The 2,893-nt window shown below is 67.5% G+C and carries 2 protein-coding genes and 1 pseudogene; all 3 read right to left on the reverse strand.

Going from position 1 to position 2,893, the window contains the following annotated elements; all coding sequences use genetic code 11:
* On the reverse strand, nucleotides 1-1,130 hold a 1,130-nt coding region (locus VNW74_RS29335), incomplete at its 3' end, for an MFS transporter (RefSeq protein ID WP_325683451.1).
* Nucleotides 1,131-1,230: 100 nt separating this feature from the next.
* Nucleotides 1,231-2,640 (reverse strand): acyl-CoA synthetase, encoded by a 1,410-nt coding sequence (locus tag VNW74_RS29340; RefSeq protein WP_325683449.1) that lies wholly within the window; start codon nucleotides 2,638-2,640, stop codon nucleotides 1,231-1,233.
* Between the two features lie 38 nt (nucleotides 2,641-2,678).
* A pseudogene (locus VNW74_RS29345) lies at nucleotides 2,679-2,893 on the reverse strand (universal stress protein); the annotation flags it as partial.

The raw sequence follows: 2,893 nt of genomic DNA on the forward strand, positions 1-2,893 counted from the left end.
GGCGGCAATGCGCCGCCGAAGATGCCGGCGGTATTAACCGCCAATGCCGATCCGCTGTAGCGGTAACGGGTGGCGAACAGTTCGGGAATGAACGCTCCGGTAGGCCCGGAGCCGATCGCGGCGATCGCGGACATGCCGACGATCGCGACTGCGTACAAAACCGGGTTACCGGTGTCCATCAACGGAATCACCGCAAGCGCCCACGGCACACATGCCGCCCAGCCCAGCAACATCATCCGGCGGCGCCCGACTCGATCGCACAGACTCGCCGATAGCGCGACGAACGTGATGCTTGCCAGCCCGCCCAGCGCCCCGACGGCCCAGATGAAGCTGCGGGTGTAGCCGAGATGGAAATGGGCGTACACGGTCAGGTAGGTGTTTCCCATGTAGGCGAAGCCGAAGCCGCCCAGGATGCTGCCCGCGGCCAACAGGATCTCCCGGCGCTGCAAGCGCAGCAACTCCGCGATCGGCGCTGATGGGACCGGGTTTCGGGCCTTTTCCGCGGTGAACACCGGAGTCTCGTCGATCCGCAGCCGCACATACAGGGCGATACCGATCAGGGCCGCGCTGATCAGAAACGGTATGCGCCATCCCCACTGCATAAAGGCGGGGCTGTTTTCGCCGATGCTGAAATTCACGCCCAGAAATGTCAGGCTGGAAAGCACCGCCGCGGTACCGCCGCCGAGCAGGGTGAACATGCCGTACCGGCCACGTTGGCCGTCGGGCGCGTGCTCGGCGCTCAGCAACGCCGACCCGGCCCATTCGCCGCCTACGGCGAAGCCTTGCAGCAGCCGCAGCGCAATCAGGATTATCGGGGCTGCGGCGCCGATGGCCGCCGTGCTGGGAACCGCGCCGACGCTCACGGTGGCAACGGCCATGATCAGCAGCGTGGTGATCAGCGTGTTTTTGCGGCCCAGCCGATCCCCGAAGTAGCCGAAGGTGGCCGCGCCGACCGGCCGGGCCAGAAACGCACTGGCGAATGTACTCATCGAAGCGATCGTGGCCAACGTGGAACTGAGGTGCGGGAAGAACACGGTGGGAAACACCAGCGCCGCCGCGGTCCCGTAGATCAGGAAGTCGTAGAACTCGATCGCCGAACCGACCAGACACGCAGCGGCCACCCGGCTCATCGGTGTTGGGCTGCGTCCGTGCACGGTAACGACGGTAGGGAAGGTGCGTCGACTTGTCATTGAGAACGTAGGTGTCGCCCAGTAAAGACGCTGTAAAGACTCAGCCTCGGGTCAGCAGTTCCTTCTTGAGCACCTTGCCCATCGCGTTGCGCGGCAGAGTATCCACGATCCGCACCTCACGCGGCCGTTTGTGTATCGAAAGTTGTTGGGCAACATAGTCGATCAACTCCTGCGGCTGCGCGTCACCGACGACGAACGCGACGATGCGCTGGCCCAGGTCTTCGTCGGGCAGTCCGATGACTGCCGCCTCGGCCACCCCGGGATGCCCGAGCAGCGCCGTCTCGATTTCGCCGGCGCCCACGCGGTATCCGCCGGATTTAATAAGGTCGACCGACTCGCGGCCGACAATGCGATGCATGCCGTCGCCGTCGATGACGGCCGCATCGCCGGTGCGGTACCAACCGTCGGTGTCGAAAGCCTCGGCGGTGGCGTCCGGCCGATTCAGGTAGCCGTCGAACAGAGTGGGTCCGCGAACCTGCAGCCGCCCAATCGTTTCCGCATCGTGCGGTACCGGGCCACCGTCGTCGTCGACCAATCGCGTCTCAATACCCGCCAGCGGCAGGCCGACCCAGCCGGGACGGCGTTCGCCGTCGGCGCGGGTGGACAGCGTGATGAGCGACTCGGTGGCGCCGTAGCGTTCGACGGGCGCGTGCCCGGTGAGCCGCACCAACTTGTCGAACACCGGCACCGGCAGGCCGGCGCTGCCGGACACCAGCAGCCGCGCCGGCCGTAGCGCCTCGGCGGCCGCCGTGTCAGCCACCACCCGTGACCACACCGTCGGCACGCCGAAGTACAGCGTGCCGCCGACTGCTGCTGCGTAAGCTTCCGGTGTTGGTTTTCCGGTGTGCACGAAGCGATTTCCGACTCGCAGCGACCCGAGCAGACCCAACACCAGCCCGTGCACGTGGAATAGCGGCAACCCGTGCACCAAGGTGTCCTCGGACGTCCACTGCCAGGCCTCGGCGAGCGCGTCCAGGTCGGCGGCGATCGCCTGGCCGCTCAGCTGCACTCCCTTGGGCGGGCCAGTGGTGCCCGAGGTGTAGATGATCAGCGCGGTGTCCCGCGGGGACGGCTCGGGGAGGCGGTGCCAGGACCGCGCATGCGTCCGTACCGGGATGTGCGACAGGCCCTCCGGCTGGTCGGGCACCGGACCCAGCCAGGCCTGCGCACCGGAGTCGGTGAGGATGTGGCACCGCTCGGCCTGCCCGACGTCGGCGGGCACCGGCACCACCGGCACGCCGGCGATCAGGCATCCGGCGATGGCCAGCGCGGTGGACGCGCTCGGCGTGGCCAGGACCGCGATCCGCTCCGCGCCGCCGACGCGTTCGGCCACCGATGTCGCGGCGCCGACGACATCGCTGCGGCTCAGCGTGACGTCGCCGATCCGGACCGCGTCGCCGATATCGCGGCCGCCGGTGACCGCGGCGGGATCCAGCGAGGTCAGCAACACGTGTGCAGGCTACCCGGCTTCGTCGAGAAACTCCGCGGTCACTGCCGGTTACCCCGAACGGTGAGTACAGAGCAGTCGGCGTGGGCGGATATCGGCAGGCTGTGCGGGCCCACCAGCTTGGCCGCCCGGTTGGCATCCCGGCCGCCGATGACCACGAGTTGAACTCCGCCGATGCGGCCCTCCAGATATCGAGCCAAGCTCAACCGTGTGCTGGCGACTTCCACCTGCACGTCGGGATAGCGCTGCAACCAAT

The organism is Mycobacterium sp., assembly GCF_035570115.1.
In the GTDB taxonomy this organism is placed as follows: Bacteria; Actinomycetota; Actinomycetes; order Mycobacteriales; family Mycobacteriaceae; genus Mycobacterium.